This window comes from Chitinophaga sp. 05T412, assembly GCF_056396465.1.
In genome coordinates this window covers 304,162-317,606 of sequence record NZ_JBFTLN010000009.1, presented here as the reverse complement: position 1 = coordinate 317,606, position 13,445 = coordinate 304,162, and the positions used below count along the sequence as shown (strand labels likewise).

Annotated in this window: 14 protein-coding genes; 2 read left to right on the top strand and 12 right to left on the bottom strand. The window is 45.7% G+C overall.

Annotated elements, in window-relative coordinates; genetic code table 11:
• Window positions 1-30: 30 nt before the first annotated feature.
• The 3 genes from AC1DFM_RS21245 to AC1DFM_RS21235 form a co-directional block, all read right to left on the bottom strand.
• The gene (locus AC1DFM_RS21245) at window positions 31-552 is read right to left on the bottom strand and encodes a hypothetical protein (protein WP_477078765.1); all 522 of its coding nucleotides are present in this window, start codon (window positions 550-552) and stop codon (window positions 31-33) included.
• 461 nt (window positions 553-1,013) lie between these two features.
• Window positions 1,014-2,279 carry a Na+/H+ antiporter gene (locus tag AC1DFM_RS21240; RefSeq protein ID WP_477078764.1) on the bottom strand — a complete coding sequence of 422 codons (1,266 nt, stop codon included), beginning with the start codon at window positions 2,277-2,279 and terminating at the stop codon, window positions 1,014-1,016.
• Between the two features lie 130 nt (window positions 2,280-2,409).
• The gene (locus AC1DFM_RS21235; RefSeq protein WP_477078763.1) at window positions 2,410-2,733 is read right to left on the bottom strand and encodes a hypothetical protein; all 324 of its coding nucleotides are present in this window, start codon (window positions 2,731-2,733) and stop codon (window positions 2,410-2,412) included.
• 185 nt (window positions 2,734-2,918) lie between these two features.
• Here AC1DFM_RS21235 and AC1DFM_RS21230 point away from each other — a divergent pair, with 185 nt between their 5' ends.
• Complete coding sequence (locus AC1DFM_RS21230; protein ID WP_477078762.1) at window positions 2,919-3,581, top strand: sigma-70 family RNA polymerase sigma factor; 663 nt, start codon at window positions 2,919-2,921, stop codon at window positions 3,579-3,581.
• On the opposite strand, the gene AC1DFM_RS21225 is transcribed toward AC1DFM_RS21230, so the two are convergent.
• Together AC1DFM_RS21225 and AC1DFM_RS21220 are read right to left on the bottom strand one after the other, a co-directional pair.
• A complete protein-coding gene (locus AC1DFM_RS21225; protein WP_477078761.1) occupies window positions 3,582-4,067 on the bottom strand; it encodes a MarR family winged helix-turn-helix transcriptional regulator in 486 nt (161 codons plus the stop codon). It lies immediately after the preceding gene.
• A gap of 19 nt (window positions 4,068-4,086) precedes the next feature.
• The gene (locus tag AC1DFM_RS21220) at window positions 4,087-6,534 is read right to left on the bottom strand and encodes an outer membrane beta-barrel protein (RefSeq protein ID WP_477078760.1); all 2,448 of its coding nucleotides are present in this window, start codon (window positions 6,532-6,534) and stop codon (window positions 4,087-4,089) included.
• Between the two features lie 235 nt (window positions 6,535-6,769).
• On the opposite strand from AC1DFM_RS21220, the gene AC1DFM_RS21215 reads away from it, so the two are divergent.
• The gene (locus AC1DFM_RS21215) at window positions 6,770-7,453 is read left to right on the top strand and encodes a TMEM175 family protein (protein WP_477078759.1); all 684 of its coding nucleotides are present in this window, start codon (window positions 6,770-6,772) and stop codon (window positions 7,451-7,453) included.
• Window positions 7,454-7,464: 11 nt separating this feature from the next.
• On the opposite strand, the gene AC1DFM_RS21210 is transcribed toward AC1DFM_RS21215, so the two are convergent.
• From AC1DFM_RS21210 to leuD, 7 genes are all read right to left on the bottom strand, one after another.
• The gene (locus AC1DFM_RS21210; protein ID WP_477078758.1) at window positions 7,465-8,136 is read right to left on the bottom strand and encodes a hypothetical protein; all 672 of its coding nucleotides are present in this window, start codon (window positions 8,134-8,136) and stop codon (window positions 7,465-7,467) included.
• An 8-nt stretch (window positions 8,137-8,144) separates the two neighbouring features.
• A complete protein-coding gene (locus AC1DFM_RS21205; RefSeq protein WP_477078757.1) occupies window positions 8,145-8,948 on the bottom strand; it encodes a response regulator transcription factor in 804 nt (267 codons plus the stop codon).
• Between the two features lie 90 nt (window positions 8,949-9,038).
• Window positions 9,039-9,608 (bottom strand): dihydrofolate reductase family protein, encoded by a 570-nt coding sequence (locus tag AC1DFM_RS21200; RefSeq protein ID WP_477078756.1) that lies wholly within the window; start codon window positions 9,606-9,608, stop codon window positions 9,039-9,041.
• A 12-nt stretch (window positions 9,609-9,620) separates the two neighbouring features.
• Window positions 9,621-9,965 (bottom strand): DUF1801 domain-containing protein, encoded by a 345-nt coding sequence (locus tag AC1DFM_RS21195; protein WP_477078755.1) that lies wholly within the window; start codon window positions 9,963-9,965, stop codon window positions 9,621-9,623.
• 238 nt (window positions 9,966-10,203) lie between these two features.
• Window positions 10,204-11,277: a 3-isopropylmalate dehydrogenase gene (gene leuB / locus AC1DFM_RS21190; protein WP_477078754.1), complete on the bottom strand. Its 1,074-nt coding sequence runs from the start codon at window positions 11,275-11,277 to the stop codon at window positions 10,204-10,206.
• 18 nt (window positions 11,278-11,295) lie between these two features.
• A complete protein-coding gene (locus tag AC1DFM_RS21185; RefSeq protein ID WP_477078753.1) occupies window positions 11,296-12,819 on the bottom strand; it encodes an alpha-isopropylmalate synthase regulatory domain-containing protein in 1,524 nt (507 codons plus the stop codon).
• A gap of 16 nt (window positions 12,820-12,835) precedes the next feature.
• Window positions 12,836-13,432: a 3-isopropylmalate dehydratase small subunit gene (leuD, locus tag AC1DFM_RS21180; protein ID WP_477078752.1), complete on the bottom strand. Its 597-nt coding sequence runs from the start codon at window positions 13,430-13,432 to the stop codon at window positions 12,836-12,838.
• Between the last annotated feature and the right edge of the window lie 13 nt (window positions 13,433-13,445).

Here is a 13,445-nt window from a genome sequence, read left to right as displayed (position 1 = left end):
CATACAGACGGATTCAATCATAAACATCGGCTATCCCTTTTTGGGGATAGCCCTTTTTATGCGGGCTAGTAAAAGTACCACCAGGAAATAACCCAACGGCCAGCAGATTATTTCCAGGTAAGAACTGCGGTAATAGGCCCAGCTGGAGGGGAGGTAGTCGCGGAAGTAATTGGTGATAATAATATTGAATAGCTCATAAAGGCTGCTGAATGGCAGCAGAATGACCACTATCAACGTAAATATAACGTTCGTCCGAAGCCTGGGAGAAAGAAAAAACAGTGGAAGCACACCGGTACAAAATATAGCAATAATCAAATACCGGAGTGAATATTGTAAATAGGTGTAGTCGGCATATTTTAGGGCATTGATGATGTAATTTCGTATAATCTCGACCGTTAGCAGAATGCCTAACACCATGGCTATCAGGTTAGAAATAGACAGGTAGCTGTTTTTTATCTCCCGGAATGGCCGGTAGCACCACAAGATGAGTAAGAATAATATAGTAGCGCCACTATAGCTCATGATTAAGGTTGTCAGAGATCCCATTAACATAGGTATGGTATTAGTCTGATAAAGATCCGCCTAATCCATAAAATTTCCTATTTAAAATAAGGCGGCGCTGTCCCGCTGCACTTATAGCGACCAACCGTATCATTTTACCCACCAACTGCATATAGCCCTACCCGTTGTTATTCATCCCCGGACCGTAGCTGTTTGTCGATCCCGCTTTTTTCCCATCTTTCCCCGATATACTTTTACAACATCAAAAGAGAAAATAATGGAATATCAGCAACGCCTATACGTAATGATGATGGCATTACTACTGGCAGTAATTTTATTTGCCAGTAACAAGCGTAATCCTGATGGAAGAAAGTAACATAGTGTGACGTTGCTTTGTAACCCCCAAAACTGGCCGTGGATGTTTTATCTGCGGCCTTTTCTTTTCTATAACATCAGTGGAGCGATCCGTAGCAGATATTACGGGCACGCCTATATCATCTCCCGAAAAAAAATTAATGATGGGCTTTTTGGGCCGGCGGTAGTTTCACCAGCTTCACAATCCAGGGCAGGGAAATACCTTGTCCAATCAGGGTAATCAGTACCACTACCACAGAAATAAATATAATCGGATTACGTTCTGGAAAGTCGCCGTTAGGCCCCAGTGTCAGGGGTAAGCCAATAGCAATGGCCAGGGAAACAATGCCCCGCATGCCGGACCAGCTGATAATAAGACTGTTCTTAAAATCGAGCAGGGCATTTTCTGTGATGCGTCCCCGTCCTTTTTTAAATGCCTGATCTAAATTGAGTTGCTGGGAAAATACCCGGCCAGTACGCAGTAGCAGCGCTATCAATGTAATAATAAACCCATAGCCAATGTAGGGCAGTATCATATGGGATGGAATGCTTTTAATAATATAAGGGAACTGTAATCCGATCAGGATAAATATAAGGCCGTTCAACAGGAAGATAATGATATCCCAGATGGACCTGGACTGTTGTTTTAATTTCTCCGGAAAAACTTTATTGCTTACCCGGGCGGTCTTTACACCCAGCACTACCACGGCAATCACGCCGGAGACGTGCAGTGCTTCTGCGAGCGAGTAGGTAACGAACGGCGTCAGCAGCATGAAGCTGATGGTGACCAGGTCGTTTTTATGGATCAGTTGAAGTATCCGTGCCAGCAGCCAGCTCACCAATAGCCCGAAGGCGATGCCGCCGGCCATTAATACGACAAATTCCAGGGAGGCCTTCCAGAACACAAAGGCGGTACCCATGGCAGCCGCAATGGCAAAGTGGTAGGTTACCAGGGCGGAGGCGTCGTTGATCAGGCTTTCACCTTCCAGGATGGTAATGGTTTTATGCGACAGGCCCAGTCCTTTGGTAATGCTCATGGCAGCTACCGCGTCCGTGGCAGATAGAATGGCGCCTAATACAAAGGACAGTGGCCAGGTTATGCCTGGGATGAGGTAATGGGCAGCTATCGCAATTCCTGCGGCGGTAACAAACACCAAACCGATGGCCAGCGTACCAATGGTATTGAAGTTGGTTTTAAATTCTTCCGGGGAGATGTTAAACGCCGCGTCGTACAGCAGGGGCGGTAGGAACAGCAGGAAGACTATTTCGGGATTTAAGCTGATATTGGGGAGGGCGGGGATAAACCCGATGCCGATACCGGCAGAAATCAGTAGTACCGGGTAGGGTAGCCTGATTTTATCTGCCACCGCCGACAGCACAATCATAATAGCCAGAATGAAAATGACGATGCCGTAGTGCTCCATAGCTTACATTTGGTTGCAAATGTATAGGTTTGCTCCGATAATGTCACTGGCGCGCCTTGCTACAGGCCATACGTTTTGGGGATAAGTAATAGGGACGAAAGGCCGAATATAGGTTGTTTATGAGGACAGGTTACGAGGCCAGATTCACTTTTTGCTCCCGCCACTTCATAAACATAATCTGATAAGCGAACTCCCAATACAGGTGATCTTCCAGCATATTGATGAGTAATAGCTTTCTTTGGGTACTGTCTGCATGGCTGTTTCTCAGATCGTCGTATTGCGCCAGTTGCTCGAGTAGGGATGATTCCATGACCTGGAGTAAGCTCGGAAAGGTATCCATTTGGGTGGCAGTGATCAGTTTTCCTTTGGGTGTTTGTTTCATCTCCTGCATCCGTTGGTGTGTCAGTTCAGGCATTTTAATGCCCTGTAGGTTAAATATTTTAGTCTTATTCATCGGCACGCACAGGCTTTTACGGTTAATAATAATAAACAATAACGGGTCAGAAGGTACTATCCGACTATGATTTTTAGTCTCGATGACGGCATCCTCTATCTATTAGAGTAAAAAAAAAGGTGGGGGTTACAAAAATTTCCATCTTTTTTGTAACTTTTCTTAAATTAATCATCTAACAAGATCTAATGGACCCTATCAGAATATTACCTACGGAAGACGACAACGAGATTATTAATAAGATCCTGGCGGGAGATAAACGACAATTTGAGGCGCTGATGCGCCGGCATAATCCCAGTCTGTTCCGGTTAGGGATGTCTATGTTAAACAATGATGCGGATGTAGAGGACGTGATGCAAACCACCTATATCAATGCTTACCAGCATCTGGCCAGTTTCAGGCAGGAAGCCGCTTTCAGCACCTGGATAAAGCGGATCATGATCAACGAGTGTAACCAGTATTTGAAGAAGAGACAACGGGTAGTGAGGGAAGATATCTCCGTACTGGCGGATCATCATTCAGCAGCAGTGGCTGAGGTAAAGGAAAATCCGGTGGCAAAAGTGATTGATAAAGAATTAGGTACTGCCCTGGAAAAAGCTTTGTTGCACGTGCCTGAAAAGTACCGGATGGTGTTTGTGATGCGCGAAATAGAGCAGCTTAGCAATGCCGAAACCAGCCAGGTACTCAATATTTCCCCTGTCAATGCCAAAGTGCGCCTGCTTAGAGCCAAACTGATACTGAGGGGCAAAATATCGGAGTATTATAAAAACGACCTGGTATTTTCCTTTCATCTCGTGCGTTGCGACAGGATCGCCTTCAAAGTACTGGATGAACTGGGCATCCCACACTAACTACTCATTTTCCAATAGATTAATCTTTATACGTTTGTACATGCTACGATCGTCTAAAGATTTTTCCAGTTCTGAGAGCACCTGTAAAAGGTCTGCGCTTGCTTCGGCCAGCCACTTTTTGTTTTCTTCCCGGATAACGGCTAAAACAGGCCCTAACTTTTTATAAGTTTGCTTTCCGGTAGAAGTCAGTGAAATCAGGCGTTTACGGCCATCCTTACTATCAGGGGTGGTTTTAATGAGATTATTTTCCTGCATCTGATCCGCAAATTGAACAACGGCGGCATGACTTAACTGTAATGCCGCCGATATTTCTGTTACCGCCATCACTTTTTCCCTGGTCAGCAACTCCAACATCAGAAACCATTTGGCTTCCATGTCCAGGTTGGCTTCTTTATAAATCTGGCTAACGTCCTGGGATAAACGCTCGCTCAGCCGCTTCAATCGGGTAGCCAACCCCAGTTCCTTCAGCTCATTGATTAAGTTCATGCGATAAATTTATATGTTTTTATCCTGCTCTCCGCTTTTCTTCTTCTGCACCACCTGTTTTTCTCTTCGGATTGCCGGATGTAGTACCACCGAACTTATAGGTGAAGGTAATAGTGGCCACACGGGTATCTCTCTTCTGTATAAATGTTTCTCCATAACCTGTTAACCGGGTAACGGCATTCGTTCTGTTGGTAAAGAATATATCATTGACATTTATTTTGAGAGATGCCTTCTTGTGCCACAGCAGCCTTTGCGCACCGGCATTAATAAACCAGAAACTGCCCACATCCAGGAAGCCGTAGTAAGTCCTGCTTTCATAATCACCGGTGATTTCAAGGGAAGTGGCAGCGTCAATGATAATGGTATTGACAGAGTTAAAATTGAACGACACTCTGCTGGCATCCAGGTTGGTATTGGCGAGGTAGCCGGAATAACGGCCGTAGTACACCAACGCCGTGTTCATACTGTTGAACCATTTGCCTATATTAACGGGAAAAGAAAAACTGGCATTATAGTAATCGTACCTGGCAAGGTTCCTGTCGGTTTGAAGTACGGTGTTGGGTTGTACGTCCGGCGCTAAAACAGATAGCATATTATCCCTGGTAATGCTATAACCTATTTTGGTCACATAGTCCTGTTTGAAGGTATGCGTGAGCTCAAAGGAATTGGTGATTTCCGGTAACAGGTAAGGGTTGCCCATAGCGGAAGTCAACGGGTCCAGGAATACCCGGAAAGGATTGAGCTGCCGGTAGGAAGGCCTTTCTATTCGCCGGCTCATGGATAAGCCCAGGTCATGCTGATCATTGAATTCGTAACCCACATAGCCACTGGGGAAGAGCTGCGTATAGTCGCGGTTAAAGGTGCTGGTATTGACCACTTGTTTACCATCCGCATTTGTATTTTCTAATCTCAATCCCAGCTGTAATGTGAGATGTTGCCACTTTTTAGAGGCATTGACATAAGCGGCATTGATATTTTCATGGTATATAAACCGGTTGCTCTTCCCTTCATCCAATTTATTGCCACCATTGCTTCTGTCGAAGAACTGTACATCATTATCAGACTTTACCCAACTGCTTTTGATACCGGCTTCCAGTTTGGCGCCGATATTTTTCAGCGGCTGGGTATAGTCAATCTTAAAAGCCCGGATGCTCAGGTTACCGGTCAGGTCTCCAAAAAGGATATAAGGAGTTTTGTTTTCTACACTGTTTACGTCGTAGTAACGGGTATTGTACAATTGGTTATCATCAAAGGTATATCGGGCATAATCCACGTCAGCGCTCAATTCCCTGCCGCTGGTATCCAGTGTTTGTTTGTAGTTAATGTTAAAGCTGTTATTATTTCTCTGGGGTTGCGTTTTGCCCAGGGTAATAAAAGAACCATTCGGTTGTTGCTGTGCATCCAGCGTATGTGCGACACTGTTAGTACCCACGCTGTTATTGGCAAAGATGCCATTGGCAGAGAATCCGATAACGGCATTTTTGCTGATATTATAATCGGCTCCAATGCGGGCGTTGTGGCTACTGGATTGGTGTTTGAAGAAGTTATTGTAATTGTTGGCGCCAGTGAATTTGTTGTCAGCATCATAGAATTGGCGGAAGATGGTCAGGTCGTTTACCTCCTGGCGGAAGGTATAATTATAGGACCCGAACACATTGAGGTTTTTATGTTTGGTATTGAAGTTGAACGAGGGTGATATTTTAGGATACATCCCTTGTCCATAGCTGAGGGATACATTCCCGTTAGTACCGGACTTCTTTCCCTTTTTCAATTTGATATCGATGATACCGGCGTTACCGGCGGCATCATATTTTGCGGAGGGGTTGGTAATGAGATCAATGGTTTCGATTTGGTTGGCCGACATATTCCGGAGCATGTTGGCCAGGTCTTGCCCGGTCATAGGTACCTGTTTGCCGTCGATCATAATGAGTACACCCTGCCGGCCCCGCATCGCAATATTGTCATTTTGATCGATGGTAACACCCGGTGATTTTTCCAGTACTTCCAGTGCGGTGCTACCAGCAGAGGCAATGGAGGAGGCTACATTGATCACCGTTTTATCGTATTGCTGTTGTACAAAGGGCTTGTTGGCAGTTACGGTAGCTTCTTTCAACCGCGTGCTGGCGGTCTGCAGTGCAATATTTCCCAACGAAGTACTTTGCTGATGGGTGAATGGCGCCGACTGATAAGGACTAAAATACATGCTTTGCGTCAGCAATAGGTAGTTGCCGGCTTTGATCTGCTCAAAGGTAAAGTTACCCAGGCTATCCGGGTACGCCACTTTAGCCAGCTTTTTATCTGCTGCGTGGAGCAGCTGTATCATCACTTCTTTTACCGGGGCGCCGTCTGCTGCGGTGAGCCGCCCGTTAATAGGATAAACAGGCGCTGGTGCCTGTGCATAAGTGGTATTTATGTAAGTAGTAACGGAAATTAATAAAGCAAAAAACCAGCTATATTTCTTTTTCATTAGGGGGATTTTATAGCCGAATATAGGACGTTTGATGATTTACTGCGATGGATTTACACCTGCGGTAAATGTAACTACTTACGGAGTATTTTTTTTAAGAAGAGTGGTAAAAGGGCCGATGTATTTATCTGCGAGGTGAAAACGAAGTATAGTAACAACTAAATATAAGCAGAAATATTGATAAATGAATTGTACTTTTGCGTGGTCAACCAAATATTCTTAACGTAGCTTATTTATGTCCCATTCCAAAACCGCCTTTCAGCTGGAACGTCTGATTCTCTTCAGCGACGCCGTATTTGCCATTGCCATCACACTATTGATTATTGAAATAAAAGTGCCGCATCTGTTGCCGGAATATACTACCGGGCAAGTGATGCACGCCTACCTGGAACTAACGCCCCGGTTCCTGGGCTTCTTTGTTAGCTTCTTTTTTATAGGTCTGTATTGGACAGTGCATCACCAGCTTATGGGCTACGTGGTCAACTATACGCCAGGACTGATATGGCTTAATTTACTCTTCCTGTTGTCGATTGTATTGTTTCCATTCAGTACGGCGCTGGACAGTGAATATGCCACTTCTAATTTCATTAGTCCCTCACTGATATACACGCTGAATCTCATTTTTTCCGGGGTGATGATTGCGATATTATGGAGATATATCAGTAATCCACAGCGGCAATTGAGCGAAGGGCTGGACAATCCGCTGTTTGTGCAATATCAGCAACGCAGGGCGTTAACAGTACCGCTGATATTTGGGCTGGTGTTCCTGGTCGGACTGTTGTTACCTTTTCATAGTATGGGCCGTACGCTCTTACCCGTTATTCCATTTGTGATGCGATACCTGAAACGGCGCTATGACAAAAGCATGCTAAAGCTACCCGAAGTACCAGTAGCAGAAAACAGTGCGGAAGAAGTATAACGTGATGAAAATTACTTTCCGGTAAGGGGATTCATGCCCTCCTTTTTCCAGTTCATCAGGATGTGATAGGCTGTCCAGCCTACTTTATAGGTTACATCTTCTGTCATAAACCTGGGGTCAGGTTTACCATTTTTTTCATTGAGTCGTTTGTGAGGAGGGCATAACCAACCACCAACACAATACATATGGCAAAAGCCCACCTGGTGCATGTATTCGTGGCATAGGCTGGCTGCCAGCGCGTAAGCAAAAGAATGGAATGCCGGCATGTTATCCTGGATGGACTCGTACCAGGCAGTGGTATGATATGCGCCAGGAGCGGTTAAACCCAGCGGACCATCTTTCTCTTTTAATTCAAATCCCATTGTTACCGTAGGTTCCCTGAATATGCTATCCAGCACCATTTTTCCGGGAATGCGGTCCACCGTGCCGGCTGGTGTTTTCGTGTATCCGTTGCAGTAGCTTTTGCCATTAAAGGTCATACTGCCGATAGCTTGCTGGAATTCGGCGGAGTTCAATACGGCAGAAGCCATTTTGAAGGCGCTGTCTACCTGTTTTCTGATCACCGGGTCAGTGGTGAAATAAGTGCTCCGGTTGGCATCCATTAATAATTGAATGGACCGGTGATCCTGCGCCCGCAGGCATTGGAAGGAAAGTAAGCCGAGAACGAACGAAAGTAGTTTCATGTATTGATTCATATAATGCCATTGCGTATCACAAATGCTACCAGCTCCGCCATATTTTTGGTGCCGGTTTTCTGTAACATATTTTTCCGTTGATTAGCGACCGTGTTTTCAGCAATCCGTAGTTTGCCGCTGATTTGTTTAATACTAAGTCCTTCCGCCATCAGCGCGGCAATTTGTTTCTCACGGCGACTAAGCACCGTGTCTTCTTCATAGGGAAAGAAGTATTGTTGTTGGATAATTTCACTGCCCAGCAGCGCATCACCCGGCTTTACTTTCTCGATGGCATGAAATATTTTTCGCTGGTCATATATACCGGTAATGTTCATCACCATGCCCAGGCTATAGAGCGGCAACTTCGTTACGGGAGAGGTAATATAGGAACCGCGCTGATATAAATGTGAAACACCACCATGACCGTTTTTTATCCGAAAGGTGTAGTTAAACACATATTGGTCATGCGTTTCCTGCGGAACAGTTGCCAGGAAATCCCTGTTGGCAGCGAATACCTTTTCATTGTATATCTTAAAGTCGTTTTTATCATAAATCTCCATCAGCATACTAAGACCCGCATCCATAAAGTCTCTCGGATCATAATGACCTATTTGCCGGGCGCCTTCACTCATCAGGATATAATCCTGTTTGGTATAATCAATGACATAGAATGCGGGAATCAGGGCGGAAGGAAACGTATCCAGCTGTTTAAATTTCTGGATAAGCGGAGACACCTGATCCTGATCTATCTCATTCTTTGCATAATGCACTACCTGCAGATGATGGAGAAACGACGTTTGTACAGCACGGATGGGAGTCATGGTAAACGTGAGTTCAGAAGGCTAATTTAGGCAATTTTCAGCAATCAAAATTAGCACTTCTGAAAAGGGAGGGACAATAGCCATTTTTAGCTATTTCACCGTTTCGTAGTGTAAACACACGATACCCGACTCGAACGTTTTGCTGTCTATTAATTTCAGGGGGACGCGGTCTTTAATATTTTTGAATAAGGGAATACCATTCCCCAGCAGGATAGGGTTCACAAATAACCAAAATTCATCTACCAGGTGATCCTGCATCAGGGTTTGTGTGGTGCTGGGGCTGCCGAAGATCACAATACCTTTACCAGGTTGGTTTTTAAAATCGCGTACCTGTTGATTCACGTGGTCACTAACGATGGTGGTATTATCTTTTTGCTGACCGGCCATGCTTTTGGAGATCACCAGTTTGTGTGCCTGGTTGTACCAGTTGCCGTGCTCTATATCATGTTTGGAAGCGCCGGGCCGATCTGCTGCGGTAGGCCAGTAGGCGTTCATCATTTCATAGGTTACGCGGCCATACAGTGCCACGTCTGCCTCTTTGGTACGATCGCCTGCGGAATCAAAAATTCCAGGGGCAATTTTGATCCAGTCCATTTCTCCGTTTGGACCACCCACAAAGCCATCCAGGCTGATGTGCATAAAGGAAACGATTTTTCTCATGAGCTATTAGATTTATATGGATTTACTGGCTTTCTTTAAAAAATCGGCCAACTGCTTATAGTCAGTTGTTTGTCCTTCTTTAATAGTGGCCGTTTTGCGGTCGGGTGCAGTAGTGGCTTGAAAATACCCCTTTATTTCTGCCAGTTCGGTGGCGTTAAAAATCATAAAGGATAATTTGTCCTTAGCAGCCGAAATAACCGCGGCATATTGTCCATTCTTCGTGAAGTGAGGCTTACCATACTGGATGCGTTCTTCAGCGTCAGGAATGGTTTTAAACACCATATTACGCAGCGCTGTGGCGCTTTCTTTTTGCCAGGGCTTCAATTGATCGATATACTGGGAAACTTCCGGGTTCATAGTCGTTTGTTTTTAGATGACACTACAAACTTACGGCGGAAAAATTAAGGAGAGCGGGGGGATTAAGACAATGATAGGGGGTGTTTGCGTAAATTATCGGTAGACCATTATTCAGGGAAGCTAAAAGCAGAAAGCGTAAAGCAAAAAGCTATTGCAGCGARTCATCTAAGCGGATATTTTACGCTTTAATCATATGCTGCAATAGCTTTTTGCTTTACGCTTTCTGCTTTTAGCTCAATTACAAGAACTTCAGTACTTCCGCACCCATGGCTTCTGTACCCAGTATCTTATCTGCAGGTGTTTGTGCATCAGCGATATCTCTGGTGCGGAAACCGGCTTTCAGTACCTGGTCAACCGCCTGGATGACAGCGGCCGATTCTGCTGTCATACCAAAAGAGATATCCAGCAGGAGAGCAGCAGATAAAATAGACGCCAGCGGATTAGCTACCCCTTTTCCGGTAATATCGTGCGCAGAACCGTGAATAGGCTCGTATACACCGGTGCCATCGCCTACAGAAGCGGAAGCCAGCATACCCATGGAGCCAGCTATCTGCGAAGCTTCATCGGTAAGGATATCACCAAACAGGTTGGCGGTAACCACTACGTCAAAGCGACGCGGGTCTTTGATCAGCAGCATAGCAGTGGCATCAACAAATTGATGTTCTACTTCCACATCCGGATACTCCAGTGCTACCTTTTGTACTACCTCTCTCCAGAGGCGGGAAGTTTCAATCACGTTGGCTTTATCTACAGAGCAGAGTTTTTTTCTACGGGTTCTGGCAGCGTCAAAGGCTTTGCGGGCAATGCGTTCTACTTCATAGCGACTATATTCCGCGATATCGTAGGCAGTGTCGCCATCATTTTTTCTGCCTTTTTCACCAAAGTAAATATCACCGGTGAGCTCACGGAAGAAGAGGATGTCAGCGCCTTTTAAAATCTCCGGTTTAATGCTCGATGCGCCTAACAGCTCATCGAATAATTTGATGGGACGCAGGTTGGCATACAGGCCAAGTTCTTTGCGCATTCTCAGCAAACCCTGTTCTGGTCTTACTTTGGCAGAAGGATCGTTGTCGTATTTTGGATGGCCTACGGCGCCAAACAATACGGCATCTGATTTCCTCATTTTTTCCAGTGATTCATCGGGCAAAGGATTGCCGGTAGCTTCAATGGCTACGTGGCCAATCAGTGCTTCATCGTAGGTGAACGTATGTCCGAATTTTGCCGCGATGCGATCCAGTACTTGTTTGCCCACGGCGGTTACTTCCTGTCCGATTCCATCTCCGGGAACGACTAATATATGTTTGGTAGCCATGCTATTGTTGGTTGACGTTTAAATTAAGTTCAGCATTTTCAGCGTGGCTTTGATAGCAGATACGGTTTGATCGCTATCCAGGCCCCTGGTTTTGAATTCTTTTTCGTTTTTCACCCAGGTGATGATGGTTTCGCACAAGGCGTCACTCTTACCGCCGGGGGGAATGCGTACCGCGTAATCGGCCAGTGGCGGCAGTTCTACCTTCAGCTGCTGATATACTTTCTTCAACGCATTCATGAACGCATCGTATTGTCCGTCACCCTGCGAATGTTCTTCAAAGACTTGTCCTTTGATCGCAATGCGAATGGTTACGGAGGGGTTCATGTTTTTGGAATGCGTGAGGACATAGTTCTCCAGGATCACGTTTTCCTCAATACGGTTGCTGTCCAGTACATCCGAAATGATGTAGGGTAGGTCGGCCTGCGTGAGTACTTCTTTCCGGTCGCCCAGTTCAATGATACGCTGCGTTACCTTTTTCAGATCGGGATCGGAGAGCTTAATGCCCAGTTGCTGCAGATTGTTTTCTATATTGGCTTTGCCACTGGTTTTACCCAGTGCGTATTTGCGTTGGCGGCCAAAACGTTCCGGCATCAGGTCACTGAAATAGAGTTTATTTTTTTTGTCGCCATCGGCATGGATACCGGCGGTTTGGGTAAATACATTTTCTCCTACAATGGGCTTGTTAACCGCAATGCGGAATCCGGAAAATGTTTCTACCAGTTTGCTGACCGTATACAATGACGTTTCTACGACGGATGTTTTCACTGTAGGGAGGAAGTCGTTCAATACCGCGATGGCGCTGGCCAGCGAGGCGTTGCCGGCTCTTTCTCCCATGCCGTTAATGGTCAGATGGATACCATGGGCGCCGGCTTTCACGCCTTCGAGTACGTTGGCAGTGCCGAGGTCATAGTCGTTGTGGGCATGAAAATCGAAGTGAATATCCGGATAGCGTGTAACGATGGCCGTTATAAACTCCCTGACTTCATCCGGGGTGAGTACGCCGAGTGTATCCGGGAGCATGATCCGCTTTACCGGCTGCTGTTGGAGGAAATCGAGGTATTGGAATACATATTCCCTGGAATGTCGCATACCATTGCTCCAGTCTTCCAGGTAAATATTACAGGCCAGTCCTTTTTCTCCTGCCAGTTTAATCACCGCAGCCACTTCTGCGAAGTGGGCTTCCGGTGTTTTCTTTAACTGGTGTGTTAAATGATTCAGCGAGCCTTTGGTGAGCAGGTTCATGACTTTGGCGCCGGCTTGCAGCATCCATTCTACGGATACATGGCCGTCTACAAAAGTTAATACCTCTACTTTATCTAAAAAACCATTTTCCTTCGCCCATTGGGTAATGGACTGCACCGCTGCAAATTCGCCGTCAGATACGCGGGCGGAGGCAATTTCAATCCTGTCAACTTTTACTTCTGTCAATAAAAGTTGGGCGATGGTTAACTTTTCAGAGGGTGAAAAAGACACTCCGCTGGTTTGTTCTCCATCGCGGAGTGTGGTGTCCATTATTTCAACGTGGCGCTGGGTCACTGGCATAATTGTAATGGGAAGTTTAGTACAGACTTTTCTCGGCGAATTGTTTTATTTCGTCTTTCATGGCCTGCAGGTAATCGATATCATCATAACCATTCATCATGTTCAGCTTTTTGTAGCTGTTGATGGCAAAGGATTCACTTTCTCCGGTAGCGGTGATGGTGATGGTTTGTGCTTCCAGGTTCACTTCTATTTCCGCTTTAGGGTTGGCTTCTATGGCGGTAAAGATTTTATCCAGGAATTCCGGACTTACCTGTACGGGCAACAGTCCTACGTTTAAGGAGTTATTTTTGAAGATGTCGGCAAAGAAGCTGGACACTACACAACGGAATCCATAGTCGTAGATGGCCCACGCAGCGTGTTCACGGCTACTGCCGCTACCGAAGTTTTTACCACCTACCAGGATTTTACCGGAGTAGATGGGGTTGTTTAACACGAAATCTTTTTTCGGTGTACCATCTGTTTCGTAACGCCAGTCGCGGAACAGGTTATCACCGAAGCCGGTGCGTTCTGTGGCTTTCAGGAAGCGCGCAGGAATAATCTGGTCCGTGTCCACATTCTCAATGGGCATGGGTACTGCGGAACTCTTTAATATGGTGAATTTATCGTAAGCCATTTTATATGTTGTA